The organism is Nitrospirota bacterium, from assembly GCA_016212215.1.
Classification (GTDB): Bacteria; Nitrospirota; 9FT-COMBO-42-15; order HDB-SIOI813; family HDB-SIOI813; genus JACRGV01.
The window spans coordinates 1-19,363 of sequence record JACRGV010000157.1 but is presented as its reverse complement, the minus strand read 5'-3'; the positions used below and the strand labels follow the sequence as shown (position 1 = coordinate 19,363).

The 19,363-nt window shown below is 41.8% G+C and carries 16 protein-coding genes; 7 read left to right on the top strand and 9 right to left on the bottom strand.

What is annotated here, in order from left to right; all coding sequences use genetic code 11:
• Window positions 1-337 precede the first annotated feature (337 nt).
• The 8 genes from HZA08_14260 to HZA08_14225 form a co-directional block, all read right to left on the bottom strand.
• A complete protein-coding gene (locus tag HZA08_14260; GenBank protein MBI5194582.1) occupies window positions 338-772 on the bottom strand; it encodes a type II toxin-antitoxin system VapC family toxin in 435 nt (144 codons plus the stop codon).
• On the bottom strand, window positions 769-1,005 hold the full coding sequence (locus HZA08_14255) for a hypothetical protein (protein ID MBI5194581.1): 237 nt from the start codon (window positions 1,003-1,005) through the stop codon (window positions 769-771). The genes HZA08_14260 and HZA08_14255 overlap by 4 nt, the downstream gene beginning before the upstream one ends.
• A 182-nt stretch (window positions 1,006-1,187) precedes the next feature.
• Window positions 1,188-1,850, bottom strand: a complete 663-nt coding sequence (locus HZA08_14250) for a PEP-CTERM sorting domain-containing protein (GenBank protein MBI5194580.1) — start codon at window positions 1,848-1,850, stop codon at window positions 1,188-1,190.
• Window positions 1,851-2,260: 410 nt separating this feature from the next.
• On the bottom strand, window positions 2,261-3,448 hold the full coding sequence (locus HZA08_14245; GenBank protein ID MBI5194579.1) for a hypothetical protein: 1,188 nt from the start codon (window positions 3,446-3,448) through the stop codon (window positions 2,261-2,263).
• A gap of 1 nt (window position 3,449) precedes the next feature.
• On the bottom strand, window positions 3,450-4,244 hold the full coding sequence (locus HZA08_14240) for a choice-of-anchor N protein (protein MBI5194578.1): 795 nt from the start codon (window positions 4,242-4,244) through the stop codon (window positions 3,450-3,452).
• A 288-nt stretch (window positions 4,245-4,532) separates the two neighbouring features.
• Complete coding sequence (prsR, locus tag HZA08_14235; protein ID MBI5194577.1) at window positions 4,533-5,900, bottom strand: PEP-CTERM-box response regulator transcription factor; 1,368 nt, start codon at window positions 5,898-5,900, stop codon at window positions 4,533-4,535.
• Window positions 5,897-8,017: a PEP-CTERM system histidine kinase PrsK gene (gene prsK / locus HZA08_14230; GenBank protein ID MBI5194576.1), complete on the bottom strand. Its 2,121-nt coding sequence runs from the start codon at window positions 8,015-8,017 to the stop codon at window positions 5,897-5,899. Before prsK ends, prsR begins: the two co-directional genes overlap by 4 nt.
• 266 nt (window positions 8,018-8,283) lie before the next feature.
• Entirely contained in the window at window positions 8,284-9,285 is a 1,002-nt protein-coding gene (locus HZA08_14225) for a sigma-54-dependent Fis family transcriptional regulator (GenBank protein ID MBI5194575.1), read from the bottom strand.
• Window positions 9,286-9,895: 610 nt separating this feature from the next.
• Between HZA08_14225 and gcvT the strand changes: the two genes are divergently transcribed.
• From gcvT to HZA08_14190, 7 genes are all read left to right on the top strand, one after another.
• Complete coding sequence (gene gcvT / locus HZA08_14220; GenBank protein MBI5194574.1) at window positions 9,896-10,999, top strand: glycine cleavage system aminomethyltransferase GcvT; 1,104 nt, start codon at window positions 9,896-9,898, stop codon at window positions 10,997-10,999.
• Between the two features lies 1 nt (window position 11,000).
• On the top strand, window positions 11,001-12,338 hold the full coding sequence (gcvPA, locus tag HZA08_14215) for an aminomethyl-transferring glycine dehydrogenase subunit GcvPA (protein MBI5194573.1): 1,338 nt from the start codon (window positions 11,001-11,003) through the stop codon (window positions 12,336-12,338).
• 103 nt (window positions 12,339-12,441) lie between these two features.
• On the top strand, window positions 12,442-13,890 hold the full coding sequence (gene gcvPB / locus HZA08_14210) for an aminomethyl-transferring glycine dehydrogenase subunit GcvPB (GenBank protein ID MBI5194572.1): 1,449 nt from the start codon (window positions 12,442-12,444) through the stop codon (window positions 13,888-13,890).
• A gap of 78 nt (window positions 13,891-13,968) precedes the next feature.
• Window positions 13,969-15,678, top strand: coding sequence for an FAD-binding protein (locus tag HZA08_14205; protein ID MBI5194571.1), 1,710 nt, complete (start codon window positions 13,969-13,971; stop codon window positions 15,676-15,678).
• A gap of 111 nt (window positions 15,679-15,789) precedes the next feature.
• Window positions 15,790-16,533 (top strand): succinate dehydrogenase/fumarate reductase iron-sulfur subunit, encoded by a 744-nt coding sequence (locus HZA08_14200; GenBank protein MBI5194570.1) that lies wholly within the window; start codon window positions 15,790-15,792, stop codon window positions 16,531-16,533.
• Window positions 16,534-16,661: 128 nt separating this feature from the next.
• Window positions 16,662-17,066, top strand: a complete 405-nt coding sequence (locus tag HZA08_14195; protein MBI5194569.1) for a hypothetical protein — start codon at window positions 16,662-16,664, stop codon at window positions 17,064-17,066.
• A gap of 3 nt (window positions 17,067-17,069) precedes the next feature.
• Window positions 17,070-17,450: a fumarate reductase subunit D gene (locus HZA08_14190; protein MBI5194568.1), complete on the top strand. Its 381-nt coding sequence runs from the start codon at window positions 17,070-17,072 to the stop codon at window positions 17,448-17,450.
• A 6-nt stretch (window positions 17,451-17,456) separates the two neighbouring features.
• On the opposite strand, the gene rimO is transcribed toward HZA08_14190, so the two are convergent.
• Window positions 17,457-18,881 carry a 30S ribosomal protein S12 methylthiotransferase RimO gene (rimO, locus tag HZA08_14185; GenBank protein ID MBI5194567.1) on the bottom strand — a complete coding sequence of 475 codons (1,425 nt, stop codon included), beginning with the start codon at window positions 18,879-18,881 and terminating at the stop codon, window positions 17,457-17,459.
• Window positions 18,882-19,363: the final 482 nt, after the last annotated feature.

Below are 19,363 nucleotides of genomic sequence, written 5' to 3'. Positions count from 1 at the left end.
GTATAATGCTAATCACTGCATCAGACTTGATGTATCCAGAATTCCCCCTCCCTTGACGGGAGGGGGTTAGGGGGAGGGTTAGAGCCTGCCCCCGAAGTAGTTATCGGGGGGTGGGGATGGGGTTGATTTTCGGATAAACTTTCATGAGTGGGTCGCTCACAAAGGGGGATGAAAATTCTGTACAATGGTTTTCGTAGCGTTGGGGTTTACCCCCAACGTCTCAGAAGGCTAACTTGGAGGTCTACGGCAGATGAACCTTAGACGTCGGGGATAAACCCCGACGCTACGACAGACAAGGTGTCATGGTGAGCTTGTCGAACCATGACAGTCTGTTAGGTTATTCTCTGATCCATTTTATATTTTTATACAACCCCTTCAAGGCATTATAAAATTTTTCATCTGCTGTAATAAGATCAAGACTACTGACTTCTGCTATGGCAAGATAAAGACAATCGTACACCGGGCGGTTATGTTTAATGGAAAGTTTAAGAGCTATATCTATGAACTCCTTATCATTAAACACCTCAAGGTTTATTAAAAGCAGATTATTAAGGGCTTCTGTCGCAGCCTCATTGGGAAATCCTCTCAACCTACACGCCTTCCATAATACATTTGCACACTCAGAAAAAAATAAAACAGGAACAATTGCCTTTAAGTTCCCTGAAACTATCCTGCTAAGCAACGAATACGCTTCTGCTGTATAAGGCTCTCCATCCTCTTCCGTAAAAAACCACTTAATAGCCACACTGGCATCAATTACAGCAATAGTCACCGCTCTCTATCCTCTCTTAATAACTCAACAAGTGTCTTCCCTGCACTGAGACGGTATTTAGCCCTTATAGCTTTAACAGATGCCATGATATCGCTATTCTCTCCAGAATGTCCAAAAGCCTCTTCCAAAAGAACTATGGTCTCAGCGCTAATAGACCGCCTTTCTTTTTCCGCCCTGACCTTCAGTTTTCTGTAAAGATCATCTGGTATATCCTTAACATATAGTGTAGGCATAAAAAACCTCCGCTCTCTTTTGTCAAGTAAAATTATACCAATTAACTATTATTTTGCAAGTACTACGGTAAAGCGTAAGGAATTTTTTACAGAAAAATTCTTGTATAAAAAATAAAAAAGGGTGACTACTTATTAGGTAGACACCCTTTTTGTACTCAATAGGTTAAAGTTTAAATAACCATTTAAGCTTTGATCTTTTTTCTGCCAAAAATACCAAGTCCAACAAGGCCTGCTCCCATGAGAAGTAGGGTAGCCGGTTCTGGAACTGGGTGAGATACCTTCCAATGTGGAGATGACAGGACAATCTTATTGCCATTTCCATCAATGTAGTCAACTTTGGCATTACTAAATGTTACCGGGACATAACCGCTTAGTGTAACAGTCATAGAATTCAGAGTAGTTCCTATTGTGATTCCATTTGCTGAGTTATTAGTATCCCATATCCACCACCCTCCAGCCTGATTGATTGTCCAGCCTGCTGGAGCCGTACCAACACCGGTGTGACCACCATTCATAACATGGAAAGAGGTAATTGGATCAGCAATAAGATCATTAGCAACAGTGTAAACATATCTTGTTGTATTTGGGGTTGGGTCATAGTAAACCTTTTCCCAAACCTCCCACAATTTGTTGCCATCAATATTACCAAATTGGAAAGTGCTAGCTATACACCCAGACCCACTACAACCAGTCACAAGTGTTCCACCACTATCATAAAGATCCTCTACACCCTCATGTATGATTGTTGGGATTGCTTTAGCATCAGTAAATGCGCCAAGCACGAATACTGTAGCCACCATCGTCAAGATACTCCCCCATACTTTTACTTTTATAAAGTTTTTCATATTTTCACCTCCTTTCATTTTTAGATTTTTATTATTTCCAACAAGTCTTGCAGATTATATTTTAAATTCTTTATTAAACATTGTTGTTGATTTAATATTATTGCAAGCTATATGCCAATTATGTAACTATCTGAATTTACAGGGTTCTGAATATTATGATAAATAACTATCACCTCTGAAGTGTTAATTTTTCAGTCATTAAACAATACACATTGCCATCTATTTATGTTTCATTGGTAAACAACAACAATAATATAACAATAATATCAATGAGTTACATACGATATATCAAGTGTTAAATTTCTTGTCACCTATTCTCATCAGTAATTCTTATTCACTGCAAATCTATGGGGAATAGATAGATATTTCAATAGGATATATCAAAGTTGTAGGTGTTAAATTTCCTGTCACTACAGCCATCTACTAACTATAGAGAGGGTTATCTGGTTGCGTTTCATCTCAGAAATTGTTGCAATCTGAGACAATTGATTGAAATGTGACATAGAGAAGGAACAGGTCAACCATTTCCTGATCGTATAATTCAGGTTTCCGCTTATATGGTAAGATTGTGTATCCACATCGCTTCCTTTAATTGACTTGTTAGTAGAATAGGAAGCTTCAATACCGGATGAGAGGAACTGTGAGTGTATGTTGGAGAGATTTAGGGAATACACATCAGCAATAACGGGTGTTCCGCTTATGCCGCTTGTAGAATTAAGGCTTCTTGAATAACCTGCTGAGAATGTATGCCATTCCATACGTTTTGAAAGGTTAACATTACCTCGTGTAGCTGTCTGATTTTTCCCTGTCTCAGCGGCCACGAGACTAACGCCTGTATTCGCATCCAATGATATAGACTGAGAAAGAGGGTGTTTTACCCCTAATGCAATAGAATAGTAGTTTGAATCTTCTTGTCCTGACCTTGCTGAGCTTATACTAATGTTACTATATAATAAATCCTTCTTAAGGGAATAACCTCCTCCAAGCCCTAATGTATTCGTTATATTATCCTTATATAGCGGACTACTATAATTAGTTAAGGTATTAGAATAATTCGTGTCTAAATTAAAACGCTGTGTAATAGGTAGTGAGAAGTTGACCCCGGCAGAATTTCTGAATATATTATTTCGTTTAATCTTAATGCCATAATTATCTAATCCATTACCTCTTTGGCTGTTATCTGAAAGATCAGGGGTAAAGGTAAAACCCTCTGTAACCGTAAGCCTCCCGCCCCCGCTACCAATTAACAACCTCTGAAACCAGCGGTCGAGGCCAATATTTATGTTACCCCCATGTGTAAATACATTAGCCTTATGCTGACTTGCATAAGAATTAAAATTTAATAGATAACCTCCATTAAACTCAATATTAGGTCCACTATAAGATGCAGCAAGATTAGTTCCTATCCTCGAAACATAATCCTCGGTTGAGGAAGATGCAGAATATACATTACTGTCATATACTTCTGAGACAGAGACCGATGGTGTGAATTGAAAATTAGGTTTGGCAAAAGATTCAACGGTTAAAACTAAGATTAAGATTAAGACTAAGACAAAAAAGGCAAATATAGAGCAAATAGAATAAACAGCACGTAACACTCTATGCCCTTCTTTTTCCCCATAGCCCTAATCCTAATATGCCGGTACCAAGGAGTAAAATAGTGGACGGCTCTGGAACATGTGGTGGTTGCGGAGGGATTTTTAAACCGCTCTCTGCATCATGTGAAAAGGGGGCGAAAGATTTTATATCTACATCATAGCTGCATGACTTACCAGTCTTTGAACATTTATTCTTATTAGGCGATACATTGTATACTATCCTATTATACAGGTCAAAATGAATCACATAAGGTTTATCTAATGCACTAATATCAACTTCAAAGCTTTGATAGTACATATCTCCATTGCTGGATGGAGTCGGTCCCTGACCCGGATGTAATTGTGTATCGTAACCTATTGCTCTATTATCGCTATCGAACTCAAACGCGTATTCCATAAAATATGTTGGGAAAATACCATGCTCACCTAAATCACCAGCATCATGCCCCTGCTTTCCGGCGCTTATTTCCAATGGTGGATCACCATAGATCATGTCATCGGTCACACCATAAGTGTCGCCTGCAAAAGAGAATTCACCCAAATCAGAATCAACAGTAACCTGAGGGTGGATTGCCACAGAGATGAAATACTGATCTTCTAATGAAGCCTTACAATCAGGTTTCAGATATGCATAAAGGGTAAATTTGTTTTGAGATGCAACAATGGTCTGAGTAGAATTGTTATAAGTACCATTTTTAATATCAAGCTGTAAAGAAGGAATGGCAAATGCCGGTATAACAAAGATGAATATACTTAGCATAAACGCAACAAAAAAATTAACAAAGATTTTTCCCATGATTCACCTCAAACTGATCGGTCAATTGTCAATAACATCTTGTTTTAAATGAAATGCAACTTATATACCATAGTTATGTAAATTTATTTACTATTGTAACCTATTGATTTATCTATTATTATTTTTTATTGCCCTTTTACAATCTACGCTAATAGGTTATAAAAGTGTAAAGTCTTTTAACAGTGTGTAAAGCAATTTAACAGTTACCCTATCCAAGAAGCCTCGTAGCTCACCCCCACCCTGTCCCTCCCCCGTCAAGGGGGAGGGGATTAAGAGAAGGCAGTTAACTCACTTTTCTCTAATTGTAATCCCGTATTTTCTTATCATTGCAGTTAGTGTCTGCCGGCTGACGCCAAGTTCCCTTGCTGCGTGAGTTACGTTTCCATTATTTTTTGTAAGCGCATCAGTTGCAAGGGTCGTTTCAAGGGCCTCCTGTGCCTCCTGAAGTGAGGCAAACTTCTTGGGTGATTTATTTTTAGATGAAGCGAATTCAAGGTCAGCGGCTGAGAGCAAATCAGTGTCTGCCATAACAACTGCCCTTTTAATCCTGTTTTCAAGTTCCCTGATATTTCCAGGCCAGTTATAATTATTCAGTACTTTTGAGACATCATCAGCAAACCCACGGACAGGCTTTTTAAATTCCCTTGAGAAACGATTCAGAAATGCCCTGGACAATAAGGAAATATCATCACCCCTCTCTCTTAATGGCGGCATAAAAAGGGTAATAACACTAAGGCGAAAGTATAAGTCCTCCCGAAATTTCCCAATATCTATAGACTCCTTGAGATCTCTATTGGTTGCTGCAACTACACGTACGTCTACAGCAATCTCCTCTCTACCGCCGACCCGCTCAATTACATGTTCCTGAAGGAATCGTAGAAGTTTCACCTGTAATGGAAGGCTCAACTCTCCAACTTCATCTAAGAACAATGTCCCGCCTTCTGCATACTCAATTTTTCCCTTCTTTCTTGCATCTGCACTTGTAAATGCCCCCTTTTCATGTCCGAATAGTTCATTCTCGAGAAGTGTTTCAGGTATAGCGCCGCAATTAATCACTATAAACGGTCCTTCCCGGCGGTCACTTAATTTATGTATTGCCCTTGCTGTAAGTTCTTTACCGGTGCCGGATTCACCAAGGATTAATACCGGAACATCAACAGTTGAAACCTTTCTTAAAGACTGAAATAATAATTCCATTGCCGGGCTGTTACCCAGTATCCCTTCTACTCCGTCTGCCTGACTCTGACGCTGAAGGGTGAGGTTTTCCTGTTCAAGCTCAGACATGTGGAAGGCCCTTTTGATAACAACACGAACCTCATCCATAACCGGCGGTTTTGTAAAAAAATCAAATGCCCCCATGTCAATCGCTTTTAATGCATTTTCACGCTCTGTATTCCCTGAAACAATTATTACTTTAATATTTGGGTCAAAGGCAAGTATCTCTTTAAGGGTTCTTAAGCCCTCTTCAGCAGTCCTCGGCTTAGGTGGGAGCCCGAGGTCAAGCATTACCACTTGCGGATGAGAGGCATTAACAATATTTAAAGCAGAGGCGCTGTCATAAGCCTCAAATACTGCATAATCTTTAGATAATGCCCACCTCATCTGTGACCTTATTGAATCATCATCATCAACAATCAATAACTTAGGCTCAGTCATTTTAAATTCCCTTCCACCGGCAATATAACACGAAATACACTACCCTTTCCTTCTTCACTCTCCACCTCGATCTTTCCTTCATGGGCATCAATAATTTTCTTGCAATGGAATAAACCTATACCAAGCCCGTTGGACTTTGTAGTTCTAAACGGCCTGAACAGAGATGATTGCATGAAATCACGGGACATACCGCATCCATTATCAGCAACACTTAATATAACATCCCCGTTTTTTGATAAAGTATCCACTTTAATCTTACTATCGGGTGGTGACGCCTCTATTGCATTAAGGATAAGATTTAATAATACCTTTTTTAACTGTTCACCGTCTGCCCTGACTGACGGGACATTGCCAAGTTTTTTTATTATCCTTAATGAAGATGTCTCCTGTCCATTTAGACTTGATACTATTTCGTCAAGAAGACTATTAAGGTTTACAGGAGATAAATGAACATGTATCCCCTTTGAAAGTAAAGTAAGGTTAGAAATCATTGAATTCATCTTCGATACAGTAGACTTTAGTGTCTTCATTGCATCCTGCTGAAATAAAGGATTACTAAGATGATCTTCCGAATTCTGCACCAGAAGGGATAAGGTAGAAACAAGATTCTTTAAATCATGAATAAAGAAAGTGGAAACCTGATGGAATGTCTCAGCCTCTTTCGCTGCAACAATCTCTTCTGTAAGACTGATATTTTTTATCCGATTTGCTGCATGGGCTGATATTGCCTTCAGGAGGTCAATATCATCTGAGGTATAAGGCTCCCCTGAAATGTCTGCCTCCTGTATAATAAATCCTATCAGGTCCTTTCCCTCAACTATAAGAGGTGTGCACAACACACCGCGGGTAATAGCAATCAATGGGGTTATATTTTTCCTGAATGCACTTTCATCTTCTGCCTCGATTTCAGTCAGAAAAAAAGGTGAACGATGTCCTTTAATGTATAAAATCAGCGGGTGTTTTTCTGCAATCTGTATTCGGTCGGAAATGTTAACCGTAGATGCGGCCATATTATATATGGAAGAAGAATCATGAAGCCACAGAAAAACACCTCTCGGACCCATTGTTTCTGAGATCATTTCAACTATTGACGTTCTAATGTCCGAAAGGTCACTCTTTATGCCGAGTTTCTCGACAGTCTCCATCCATTTATCCTTAAATTCATACTTATGACGGTAGAAATGTTTATTAACAATGAGTTGGAGTTTACGTTTTACCCTGCTCGAGAAAAGCACGACAAACACACCTGTTAAAGCTATGAATATAAAGAGGGGGCTCCAGAATGTATCATATTCACCTCCAATAAACTTAATCCCCTGAGTAATTAAGCCTACCAAAAGGAGATAGGCACCCACAAGAAATACGGTTAGTGAATTATAAATAACATACCTTGAGACATAGATGTTTACATTAAGAAGCTTTTGTTTAATTATCGCAATCAACATAAGCCCGGATGAGATCGCCGTTACAACAGAACCTGCAGGAATATAATTAACATCAAGTACAGAAAATAAAATGGCCCTGCTGGCAAGATAGATTTGAAAAGAAAGCAGACTACCTACACCGATAATCACATATTTAACCTGATGACGTTTAGAACCATAAGAAAAGCGAAGTGTGTTTTCAAGATGTATAATGTTAATAACCATCCCAAGAATTTTAAAAACATAAAAATACCGGCCGACTGGTCCTAATAATAATACCTCATGTGTTATCTCCAATGTAGGCAATGAGAAAAACAGGGAGGAATTCTGCCACATTATAAAAACCAGCGAAGTTATGAACAATCCTGCAGTTACGGGCAGCCATCGAAATAATACCTCTTTATAATTAACGCGGGCAAATGTAAGGGAGAATAAAAACCATGCTGAAGGCAGGAGGGCTTCACCGACAAGAGATATTTTCTTCCCGAGCACAGCAAGGTTACCACTGTTTGAAAGGAGAAAAACAGCATTTCCCGATTCGATCAGGACATAACACAACATCCCAAGGCCGAATCCGATATTAGCAGGATGCCTGACATTTCGAAAAAATACAAAAAGCCCTAGTCCTAATGCTAATAAGGCCGCTGGGACAGGCAATAAATTAGGTATATAAGCCAGGGGGTAATTCATCATTAACGTTATATTTGCACCTGAAAATCTCCATTGCTCACCCTCCCCCTAACCCCCTCCCGTCAAGGGAGGGGGAATAAACGTTAGCCTCCCTCTCCCCAAGCGGGAGAGCTGCAATTAAATTCCTACCAAATTCCTCCCCCCTCCTTTGCGGGGGGAGGCAGGAGGGGGGGCTCCGGGTGAGGGGGCCTTACCTTCATCATCCTTTGTGAGCCGGAGGCTCATGAGTGTTCCATTTGCAATTTATGCAATTTACAGGCCAAGATTATTTATAGGTCATATTCTTCTCTTGCTTTTACCGGAATATCAAGTTTTTTCATCTTCTGGATAAGGGTGTTTCTATGGATTTTTAAGAGCCTTGCTGCTTTCCCTCTGTTCCATTTCGTATTGCATAATGCCTTCACTATTTCCGTTTTTTCATATACCATGCACTTTTCTTTTAATCCGGCATTATCCTCCCCAACCTGCTGATAATTTATAACATTTGAAATAATAAAATTCGGCGGAAGGTCTTTTATAGTTATATATCTATTATGGTCCATAAGAACAATAACACGTTCAATAATATTTTCCAATTCCCTGATATTGCCGGGCCATGAATATTGGGCGAAAACAGAAATTATTTCCGAGGAATAACCTTGAATGTTTTTATTTAATTTTTTGCAAATCTTTTTTATCAGGTATTCAACAAGAACAGGAATATCGCCTTTTCTATCCCTCAAAGGCGGCAGTGCAATAGGTATAATATTGAGGCGAAAATACAGGTCATGACGAAAACAGCCTTTTTCAACCTCTTCTGCCAAATCTACATTTGCGGCAGCTATTATCCGTATATCTAATTCAATCAATCTACCTGAACCTATTCTTTTTATCTCACGCTCCTGAATAACTCTCAGCAATTTAGACTGTAATTTAAATGGAAGACTGGAAATTTCATCTAAGAATATTGTGCCGCCATTTGCACACTCAAAATCACCAATCCTTCTGCTAATCGCCCCTGTAAACGCACCCCGTTCGTACCCCATTAATTCACTTTCTATCAATTCAGACGGTATAGCTCCACAATTAACAGGAATAAAAGGTCCCCTTGCCCGATTACTTATTTTATGAATTCCTTTGGCAACAAGCTCCTTTCCTGTGCCGCTTTCCCCGGTAATTAAAACAGTAGCTATTGTCATTGCCGCCTTACCGGCTATTTTCAGGGTTTCAATCATATTTGGGTCAACTGTCTTAATGTTTTCAAAGCTGTTGTTGTTTGGATACAATTCCATTTCTTCACCTCTTGAATGTTAATAATGTTAAATGTTAATAGAAAGACAGGATAGTCAAAGGCAGGACTACAGTTTTACAAAATCCAACCAATTACTACAAACTCTCTTAAATGATTTATATAGCTTACAATAAACATGCCAAAACCACATAACATATACAACTCATTGATATATTTAAGAAATAATCAATACTCCACCATATATAATGTTTAGCAGTAAATGACAAATAAGCCAATTTTTAACAGCCAATCAGGTGATTTACAACTATATAAGGCATGTATTCTATTGAAAAAACATATAGTTACGAACTAAAGCCATGTTGTTGGCCTGCATAGCTTAATAATTAGCCACTAAGAAATTAGCAATTGATACTCAAAAAATACACAACACACTGCCATCTCTAAAGCAACCTAACTTCTAACTTCCTGCCTCTTGCTTCTTGCCTCTTACTTCTTGCCTCTTACTTCTTGCTTCTTGCTTCTTGCTTCTATCTTCTATCCTCTGCTCACTGCTTACTTTATGATAAAAATCTCCTCTTGATATTTTCTCACCTTTTGTATTATAGTAAAAAACCTTTACTGACCAGAAAGATACGGAGGAGACATAACGAATGAGTAAAAGAACGGCATTATACGATATACATAAGGCACTAAATGGACAGATTGTGGAATTTGCCGGATGGGAGATGCCGGTATCCTATTCAGGGGTGCTTGAGGAACATAAGGCTGTGAGGACTACTGCCGGGTTGTTTGATGTCTCTCACATGGGGAGGATTCAGGTAACCGGGCAGGGGGCAAAGGGGCTTCTGCAATATCTTTCTACTGCTGATATATCAGGAATGAGGCCGTCTCAGGCTTTTTATACCCTTTTTTGTAATGAACGAGGCGGGGTTATAGATGACCTCTTCATATATAAGCTCGACAGAAACAGCTACCTTGTTTGTGTTAATGCCTCCAACAGGGAAAAATGCCTGAACTGGATTAAGGCAAACGCAGAAAAGTTTTCCAATGTAACTATAGAAGACCTCAGCGACACCATAGCACAGATTGCAATACAGGGACCGGAATCACTTGGTATTCTCCAGCCATTGACTGACCTTGATATCTCTTCAATAAAACTTAGGACATTCCTTCAGGGAAGGCTCGGTGGGATGGATTCATTAATAGCCCGTACCGGTTTTAGTGGTGAAAAGGGATACGAGTTGTTTGTTCCTGCTGTAATTGCTACCGGAATATGGGAATCCCTTATGAAACAGGGTGAGGCTGTCGGCATTAAGCCGGCAGGATTGGGGGCAAGAGATACCCTGAGACTTGAGATGGGCTATCTCCTCTATGGAAGTGATATGGATGATAATACAACACCGCTTGAGTGTAGTCTTGAAAAGGCGGTGGCACTTGATAAAGAGGATTTTGTAGGCAAAGCGGCCATCTTACAACAAAAGGAAAAGGGCATAGAACGTAAGCTCATCGGTTTTGAGGTGTTGGGGAAAGGGATACCCCGTCACGGACACCGTATATATTCAAACGGAAAGACACTTGGTGTTGTAACAAGCGGAAATTTTTCACCAAGCCTCAAAAAAGGTATAGGGCTTGGTTATGTACTTCCAAATTATTCAAAACCGGGGTCTGAGATATTTATAGACATACGCGGCAAGGCAGCGGTGGCGGTGGTTGTTGAACTTCCATTTTATAAAAAAGGTAAAAACGGTAAATAGTATGGAATACATACCGAACACTCCTGAAGACCAAAAAGAGATGCTCAGAGTCATTGGTGTGTCATCTTATGATGAACTCATCAGTAACATCCCTCCTGAAATCAGGCTGAAGGGCGAACTCAATCTATCCGCACCTTTATCTGAACTTGAAGTCATGAGTGAACTGAAGTCTCTCTCCATCATGAATGTAAATGCTGATGACTTTACCTGCTTTCTTGGTGCAGGTGCGTATGACCATTTTATACCGGCAGTAGTCCCCCATATAATCTCACGATCAGAATTTTACACTGCATATACCCCATACCAGGCTGAGATGAGTCAGGGTGTGCTTCAGACAATATTTGAATACCAGACAATGATATGCGAACTGACAGGAATGGAAGTCGCAAATGCCTCTATGTATGATGGTGCATCAGCAATGGCAGAGGCGGCTATGATGGCAATAAGGATTGCTAAGAGGAATGAAATCGTAATATCTTCCACAGTAAATCCCAGATACAGAAGGGTATTGGCTGCATATAACTCAGGGCTTAAACATCCTGTAAAAACAATAGAGTCATCCAATGGAATAACAGATATAAATAAACTTTCTCAGGCCATCACAGACAAGACTGCCGCTGTAATAATACAGTATCCGAATTTCTTGGGTTCAATAGAGGACATTAAGACTATTATTGATATGACACATAAGGCCGGTGCTGCATCCGTTATTGTTGCTGACCCTATTGCACTTGGCCTGTTAAAGTCACCGGGAGAACTCGGGGCAGAGATAGTGGTTGGAGAGGGTCAGCCTCTTGGAATCCCGTTAAGTTTCGGCGGGCCTTATCTCGGTTTCTTTGCAACCCGCATGGAGCATGTTCGTAAAATGCCCGGCAGGATTGTGGGTGCTACTACAGATAAGGAAGGAAAAGTTGGTTACTGCCTCACATTCCAGACAAGGGAACAGCATATCAAGAGGGAGCGGGCCACCTCAAATATATGTTCAAATCAGGCACTCATGGCCCTTGCCGCTACTGTATACATGTCAGCTATGGGTAAAAATGGCATTAGAGAAACAGCATCACTATGTTTGAATAAAACAGCTTATGCAAAACAGAAGATAGGTGAATTAAACGGTTATTCCATACCATTTACATCGCCGGTATTTAAGGAGTTCGTTGTAAAAACCCCTGTCCCTCCTTCTGTAATAAATAAGATGCTTGAAAAAGAAAAGATAGTCGGAGGTCTTGACATGGGTACATACTACCCTGAGCTGGGCAATCATATACTTTTCTGTGTAACAGAGAAACGTACAAAGAGTGAGATAGATAAGCTGGTAAAGATATTGGCTGAAGTATAGTCTAAGGCTGTAAACAGTAAGCAGATAAAAAGACAAAAGCAAAACCTAAGCAATTCCCTCCCCTTCAAGGGGAGGGTTAGGGTGGGGATGGGGTTTTATAGACATGAAACTAATTTTTGAAACAGGTGCCCCGGGCCGCCGCAGTTATTCACTGCCTGCCCTTGATGTGCCGGACAATGAACTCAGTTCACTTATACCGGCTGACCTGATAAAGAAAGAGGATGTCAATCTTCCAGAGGTCAGCGAAGTAGAACTTATCAGGCACTTTACAAGGCTTTCCCAAATGAACTTTGGGTTGGACTTGGGATTCTATCCACTCGGCTCATGTACCATGAAATACAATCCCAAGCTGAACGAAGAGACAGCAAAGATGCCTGGTTTCCTGCATTCACATCCATTACAGCCTGAGCACCTATCTCAGGGTTCATTAAAACTTATGTATGAGCTTGAGGTGTGCCTTAAAGAAATCTCCGGCATGAACAGGGTCTCTCTTCAGCCTGCAGCCGGTGCACATGGTGAGATGTCCGGTATGCTTGTAATTAGGTCATATCATGAGTCTAATGGTAGTCCGCGTAAAAGGGTGATTATCCCTGACTCTGCACACGGCACAAACCCTGCCAGTGCTGCACTTGCGGGATATGATGTAACGGTTATCAAGTCTACAAGAGAGGGGCTTGTAGATATAAATGAGCTGAAGAAGGTACTTGATTCTGATTGTGCGGCTGTGATGATTACAAATCCGAATACGCTTGGGCTATTTGAAAAAGACATTGTGGAGATTTCAAGACTTATACATGAGGCAGGGGCACTTCTCTATATGGATGGTGCAAATCTTAATGCCCTGCTCGGAATAACACGGCCTGGTGACATGGGTTTTGATGTGGTTCATATCAATCTGCACAAGACATTTTCAACCCCTCATGGGGGAGGCGGTCCCGGTGCAGGGCCAATCGGTGTCGTTGAAAAGCTTGCACCATTTATCCCTGTTCCGACTGTAGAAAAGGATGGAGACAGATATTATTTTGATTACAACAGGCCTCAGAGTATAGGGAGTATTCATGGATTCTACAGCAACTTCGGCGTACTCGTTAAGGCTTATACCTATATAAAGAAGATGGGGGCTGCATGTATTCATGATATCAGCAGGAATGCAATAATAAATGCCAATTATATCAAGAAACGCCTTGAAGGCTATTACACCCTTCCCATTGCAGGCCAGTCAATGCATGAATGTGTATTCTCTTCAAAACTTCAGAAGGAAAAGGGTGTACATGCATGGGATATTTCAAAGAGGATTCAGGATTTTGGTTTTCATCCGCCTACTGTAAACTTCCCGCTTGTGGTTGAAGAGGCGATTATGATAGAGCCTACTGAAACAGAGTCTAAAGAGACCCTTGATAAGTTCTGTGATGTCATGATTACAATTGCAAAGGAAGTTGAGACAACTCCTGATATTGTTAAGAATGCCCCGCACACCATGATAGTAAAAAGGCTTGATGAGGCTCAGGCAGTAAAAAAACCTGTGCTGAGATGGCAGAAGCCGACTCAATAAAAAAATAAAATAAAAAATTCTTGACATAATAAACCCTAAGGCTTTATTATAAAAACCCTTGCAGTAAAGACAAAGTTAATGGACATACTAACACACGACATTTTAATAGTAGGCGGCGGCGGGGCGGGGCTTAGGGCAGGGATTGAGATCAGCCGGGTAAATCCATCTCTGAAGACTGCGGTTATCTCCAAGGTTTATCCGATGAGGAGCCATACTGTTGCCGCAGAGGGCGGTTCTGCCGCTGTTCTAAAGGCAGATGATTCTCATGATCTCCATGCCTATGACACCATAAAAGGAAGCGACTTTCTTGCTGACCAGGACGCGGTAGAGGTGTTTGTTCGTGATGCAACGAATGAGGTACGTCAGATAGAGCGGTGGGGATGCCCGTGGAACCGTGAAGAGGATGGTACTATCGCAGCGCGGTGGTTCGGCGGGATGAGCAGGAAGCGTACGCTCCATGCGGCAGACAAGACCGGCTTTCATCTGCTCCATGCACTATTCCAGACCTCACTTAAATATGACACTTTGAAACGTTATGATGAATGGCACGTCTCTGCCCTGCTCGTAGATAACGGGAAGGTAGGAGGCGTATTAGCCTTAAATACAAGGACAGGGGTATTCTCCATTATTGCTGCAAAGGCTGTTATCCTCTGTACCGGAGGAGTTGGAAGGATGTATGCATTTACAAGCAATGCAGGGATCCTGACAGCAGACGGCGCGGCAATGACCTATCGTGCCGGTGCACCTATCAAAGACATGGAGTTCATTCAATTCCATCCGTCAGGTCTGATGAGAACAGGCATCCTGATTACTGAGGCATCAAGGGGCGAGGGCGGCTACCTCTTCAACAAAGACGGTAAGAGGTTTATGGAGAACTATGCACCGTCAAAAATGGAACTTGCACCGCGTGATATTGTTTCACGCTCGATTATTGAAGAGATCCTTGCAGGCAGGGGGTTTCAGGGTACCTATGGCTCTTATATACACCTTGACCTGAGACACCTCGGTGAAGCAAAGATAATGGACAAACTCCCTATGGTGCGTGAGCTTTGCCTTGATTTTGCAGGCGTAGACCCTGTACATGAACCAATACCGATTCGTCCTACTATGCACTATACAATGGGGGGAATCCATTGCGATAAGGATGGGAAGACACCAATTACCGGACTCTATGCCGCAGGTGAGGCCGGTTGTGTCAGTATTCATGGTGCAAACCGTCTCGGTTCCAATTCCCTGACAGAACTGCTTGTCTTTGGGGCGAGGGCAGGAAGGGCGGCCGTGGAATATGTCTCTACTGCCAAACCTGCTTCTAATGATAGGCTCCAGTCTCTTGCAAAAGAGCGTATGGATTTTATTCAGAAGCGGTATATGAAGGCAGGAAACGGAAAAGAGAAGATAGGTGCTATCCTTACTGACCTTCGCAAGACAATGGATGAGAAGGTCGGTATATATCGGACTGAAGAAGGATTGAAAGATGGAATCCAGTTAATACAGCGGCTAAAAGAACGGTTCAATAAGATATCACTGACCCAGCAGAGCCGTGTATTCAATACAGAACTGATTCAAGCCATGGAACTTGATAATATGCTTGAGATAGCCCATGTAATTGCCTTGTGTGCCCAGGTAAGAAAAGAATCAAGGGGCGGACATGCGAGAAAGGATTACCCGACAAGGAATGATGAACAGTTCCTGCATCATTCACTTACTTATATGTCTAAAGACGGCCCGAGAAGAGAGACATTGCCGGTAACGATTACAAAATGGCAGCCTGAAGAGAGAAAGTACTAATACACCGTGAAAATCCCCTCCCCCTTGACGGGAGGGGGTTAGGGGGAGGGTGAGCTATGGAGATTTTTGATTGAAGCAGGCTACAAAGAGTTAAGAGGAAAGAAATTTATAATGGCAGAAGAAATCAAAATAACAGTTACACGTTATAACCCGGATACAGATAAGGAATTAAGGCAACAGACCTATTCAATTCCATATCATAACGACTGGGGTATCCTTGATGCACTGAACTACATCAAGGCTGAGCTTGACGGCTCACTAACATACCGGTGGTCCTGCAGGATGGCTGTCTGCGGTAGTTGCGGTATGATGGTAAACGGGACTCCTCGGCTCGCTTGTTCTACCTATCTTAATGAGTTTTATCCCGGAGAGATTACCCTTGAACCGCTTGCAAACTTTCCCATTATCAGGGACCTTGTGGTGGAACTTACAGACTTCATGGAAAAACTCAAGGAAGTCAAACCATGGATTATCAGAAAAAATAAGAGTGATGAGGATGACACATCAAGCGAGTACATCCAGACAACAAAACAGATGGATAACTATTATCAGCAGACCCTTTGTATCAACTGTACCCTTTGCTATGCAGCATGTCCGGTTTACGGTCTTCATCCTGATTTTGTCGGCCCGGCAGTAATAGCCCTTGGATACCGTTATAATAATGACTCAAGGGACCAGGGAAAAGATGAGAGGCGAAAGTTTCTTGCAAGTGAGGATGGGGTATGGAAGTGCACGGTTGTCGGTGACTGCACAGAGGTCTGCCCCAAGCATGTAGACCCGTCAGCCTCAATACAGAGGACAAAGGTAGACAATGCAACGAATTGGTTCTTCTCCTTTTTAAAGGGGAATAAATAGACATGAAACATCCCTGAGCGAGTTGTTCACTAAGGGACATGAAAATCAGCGGGACAAGAATGTCCCGCCTATCCTCAATTTATGGATGGATAGGCGGGGTTTTCTTACCCGCCGGAGAAGATTCTCGGATGAAGCATTCAGGTAAACCAGTATCAGAGCCAACGAAGACCTACAGGCGCCCCATGCCTAATACATGGTGGCTGAAGAAGGGGTCTTATACCTTATTCATGCTGAGGGAGCTGAGCAGTGTCTTTGTTGCACTTTACGCCATCTTCCTGCTGATACGGCTCTGTGCCTTATCTCAGGGTGCTGAGATTTACAATATCAAAACCGCCATATTCAATTCAGGATGGATGGTCATATTACATGCAATAATCTGGATATTCGTGATGTATAACATGATAACCTGGTTTAAGATTTCCGGACGCATCTTCGGGAAAAAGCCGCTCTCACCGGGGCTTGTTACTATAGCAAACTATGTAGTGTGGGTAGTCGTATCAGTTGTGTTATTTATAATTATAGTTAAGGGGTAGGTGATGGGTCTGTTAAAAATGATAAATAAACTGGAACCGCTCTGGTGGTCGCTGTTCGGACTTGGGGGTATGATAGCCGCATTCTTCCTGCCGGTTCATATATTTCTGCATGGTATAGCCATACCATTGGGTTGGGTATCTCAGGACTTGCTCAGCTACGAGAGGATGACACTGGTATTTGGTTCCCCTTACGGAATCATAGTAAAGCTATTTCTGTTCTCCATAATATCCTTTCCATTATTTCATGCCGCACACCGCATCCGCCTTACCATTGAAGACCTCCGTATCGGATGGCTGAACTGCATCATGCCATTTATCTGCTACGGCGGGGCAATAGTCCTTTCAGTAATAGCGATTGTAGTGCTGTTTGTGCGAATTACGTAAATCGGGTTAAACAGCCTTTCCTATCAAATCATAGGGATGTGCATCTGTAATTTCAACTGGAATAATTTCCCCCTGAATCGGCGTGTTGCCTGCTGTGTCTGTTAAATATACAACGCCGTCAATCTCAGGGGCCTGTGTGGATGTCCTACCTTCTAAAAGATAAGGGGCTTCCTGTGACGGACCGTCAACAAGTACCATCTGTTTACTGCCGATAAGTTGCCTGTTTTTTTTCAGGGATATTTTCTGCTGGATTTTCATTATGGTATCCCGTCTTTTCTTCATTTCTTTTTCTTTTATCTGTCCGGAAAAGGCATAAGCCCCTGTACCCTCTTCATTGGAATAGGTAAAAACACCGAGCCGTTCAAACGCAATATCCTTCACAAATTCTGCCAGTTCATTGAACTGCTCCTCTGTCTCACCGGGAAAACCAACGATAAGGGATGTCCTTAATATTACTCCATGAATCTTCTCCCTAAGTGTCTCAACCGTTCTGTAAATACTCTTTCTTGTATGCCCCCTGTGCATCCTGTTTAGAATAGTATCATTGATATGCTGGACAGGCATATCAATATATTTACAGACCTTTTCCTCTCCTGCCATCACTTCAATAAGGTCTTTTGTAAAAGAACCGGGATATGTGTAAAGCAGGCGTATCCATTTTATATCTTTTATATTTGCAAGCCTTCTGAGCAATTTTGATAGTGCGTTTGATTCTTTCAAGTCCCTTCCATAAGCAGTAGAATCCTGTGCCACAAGGTTTATTTCTACAACTCCCTCAGAGGCAAGCCGTTCCACTTCGCCTGCAATGGATTCAATACTGCGGCTCCTCTGTCTGCCCCTCAATTCAGGGATAATGCAGAAGGTACAGGTATGGTCACACCCCTCTGCAATCTTTACAAAGGCAGTATGGGCAGGGCTTATCCTGATTCTTGGAAGCGGTGATTCATAATTGAAATTTGAAGGGTCAGAGATGTATATCTGGTGATGGCGGGGCACAAATCCCTCCTCCCCCTGACCAGAGGATGCATTGTTTTCCCTCCCCTTCAAGGGGAGGGTTAGGGTGGGGATGGGGTTATTTTCACTTACGAACTTCCTGCATATCTCTACTACATCTGTAAATGACCCTGTCCCCACAACAGCATCAATCTCCGGCAACTCCTTTAAAAGCTCATCTTTATATCTCTGAGAAAGACATCCTGATGCGATAAGGAGTCTGCACCTTCCGGTATTCTTATATTCACCCAATTGGATGAGTGTATTTACTGATTCCTCTTTTGCCGCATCAATAAATCCGCAGGTATTCACAATAATAATATCCGCCTCTTCCTCATTAGCGCTAAATTCAAAACCCGCCTCATGAAGAAGGCCGAGCATTATCTCTGAATCAACCTGATTCTTTGGACAGCCAAGATTTATTAAACTAAGCTTCATCTGAAAGTGACCCCAAGTAAGCAGTAAGCGGTAAGCAGTTAGCAGATAAAGACTGCCTTTCCTGTTTACTGCTCACTGCTTACTGTTTACTATTTTCATTTCCCTTTGTGAGCGCCCCGCTCATGAGGGTTCATCCGAAAATCAACCCCATCCCCACCCTAACCCTCCCCTTGAAGGGGAGGGGATAAAAACTAAGCACCCTCTCCCTCAGGGAGAGGGTCCGGGTGAGGGTGGGGTTTTCATTGCCCTTTGTGAACCCTCGGTTCATGGGAGTTCATCCGAAAATCCTCGTTATTATCAATAAAATTAAGAAAATAAAACTTTTTATCCGTCTGCCATAGCCTTATGCCCGAAGGTTTTTAAAAATATATGAGAAACTCGTTAATGATAAAATGACCGGCTGAACATTTAAAAATTTCATCCGCGTGCTCTCGGCACAATCCTTTGTTCTTAAGGCCGGTCAGGTCAGGTTCATCCACGGG

What these genes read in the sequence shown, in the direction of transcription:
- HZA08_14255 (MBI5194581.1), bottom strand. Translation starts at nt 1,005, where the DNA reads ATGCCTACACTATATGTTAAGGATATACCAGATGATCTTTACAGAAAA.
- HZA08_14250 (MBI5194580.1), bottom strand. Translation starts at nt 1,850, where the DNA reads ATGAAAAACTTTATAAAAGTAAAAGTATGGGGGAGTATCTTGACGATG.
- HZA08_14240 (MBI5194578.1), bottom strand. Translation starts at nt 4,244, where the DNA reads ATGGGAAAAATCTTTGTTAATTTTTTTGTTGCGTTTATGCTAAGTATA.
- prsR (MBI5194577.1), bottom strand. Translation starts at nt 5,900, where the DNA reads ATGACTGAGCCTAAGTTATTGATTGTTGATGATGATGATTCAATAAGG.
- prsK (MBI5194576.1), bottom strand. Translation starts at nt 8,017, where the DNA reads ATGATGAATTACCCCCTGGCTTATATACCTAATTTATTGCCTGTCCCA.
- HZA08_14225 (MBI5194575.1), bottom strand. Translation starts at nt 9,285, where the DNA reads ATGGAATTGTATCCAAACAACAACAGCTTTGAAAACATTAAGACAGTT.
- gcvT (MBI5194574.1), top strand. Translation starts at nt 9,896, where the DNA reads ATGAGTAAAAGAACGGCATTATACGATATACATAAGGCACTAAATGGA.
- gcvPA (MBI5194573.1), top strand. Translation starts at nt 11,001, where the DNA reads ATGGAATACATACCGAACACTCCTGAAGACCAAAAAGAGATGCTCAGA.
- gcvPB (MBI5194572.1), top strand. Translation starts at nt 12,442, where the DNA reads ATGAAACTAATTTTTGAAACAGGTGCCCCGGGCCGCCGCAGTTATTCA.
- HZA08_14205 (MBI5194571.1), top strand. Translation starts at nt 13,969, where the DNA reads ATGGACATACTAACACACGACATTTTAATAGTAGGCGGCGGCGGGGCG.
- HZA08_14200 (MBI5194570.1), top strand. Translation starts at nt 15,790, where the DNA reads ATGGCAGAAGAAATCAAAATAACAGTTACACGTTATAACCCGGATACA.
- HZA08_14195 (MBI5194569.1), top strand. Translation starts at nt 16,662, where the DNA reads ATGAAGCATTCAGGTAAACCAGTATCAGAGCCAACGAAGACCTACAGG.
- HZA08_14190 (MBI5194568.1), top strand. Translation starts at nt 17,070, where the DNA reads ATGGGTCTGTTAAAAATGATAAATAAACTGGAACCGCTCTGGTGGTCG.
- rimO (MBI5194567.1), bottom strand. Translation starts at nt 18,881, where the DNA reads ATGAAGCTTAGTTTAATAAATCTTGGCTGTCCAAAGAATCAGGTTGAT.